At 35.3% G+C, this 950-nt stretch carries 1 pseudogene; it reads right to left on the bottom strand.

The features are described 5' to 3' along the window. A pseudogene (locus tag O3798_RS08725) lies at nucleotides 1–950 on the bottom strand (IS3 family transposase); the annotation flags it as partial.

The following is a 950-nucleotide window of genomic DNA, read 5'->3' as shown; positions in this document are numbered from 1 at the left end:
ATAAAACTCATGCTGGTATTGCCATCCCTGATCACTGTGGAGAATAGTACTCTCATATTGTTCATCTCTAAAAGCTTGTTTTAACATATCTTTTAATTGGTCTAAATTTGGTGAAGACGAAAGGGAATAAGCTATAATTTCGCTGTTATAACCATCTAAAATTGGTGATAAATATAGTTTTTGGTTACTTGTTGGGATAGAAAATTCCGTAATGTCTGTATAGCACTTTTCCATCGGTTTTTCAGCTTCAAATTGACGTTGAATAATGTTTCCAACTCTCTTTCCAACGGTTCCATGATAAGAAGAGTACTTACGTTTTCTGCGAATACGAGCCTTTAGACCTAACATTTTCATCAGGCGTTGTACCTTTTTATGGTTTACGATGAAACCACGGTTTCTAAGCTCAAGAGTAATACGACGATAGCCATAATTTCCTTTATGCTCGTTATAAATAGTTTCTATTTCGTTTTTTACGGCCTGATTCTTATCTTCTAGGTTTAGCTGCTTTAAGTGATAGTAGTAAGTTGAACGAGCAAGTTTAATAATCTTTAGAAGAATATCTAAAGGAAACTCTGGCACTAACTCTCTGACAATCTGTGTCTTTCTTCTTTCTCTTTTTCCTCCTTCAAGCGGAGTTCTCTCAACTTTTTTAGAATGGCATTCTCCGCTCTTAAATACTCATTTTCAGCCTGAAGGCGTTCTTGTTCTGTCATCTCTTCTGATTTTTTCTTTGGCTTACGGCCCATATTAAGTAGTCTCCCTCTTGTTTTCTCAACAATAGTATACTCATTTTTCTTGTATTGTGCGAGCCAGTTATAAAGCATCGCAGGACCCGGAAGACCGTATTCAAGAGAAACTCTTTCTATACTCAAACCTTTATGTAAGACTTTATCAATCATTTCTTGTTTTATTTCTGGAGGATAATAAATTTTCTTCCCTCTTTTTACTAT

It is taken from the genome of Granulicatella sp. 20925_1_45 (assembly GCF_041433555.1).
GTDB lineage: Bacteria > Bacillota > Bacilli > Lactobacillales > Aerococcaceae > Granulicatella.
Note: the sequence above shows the minus strand (reverse complement) of the source record. Positions and strands in the feature narration are given on the sequence as shown.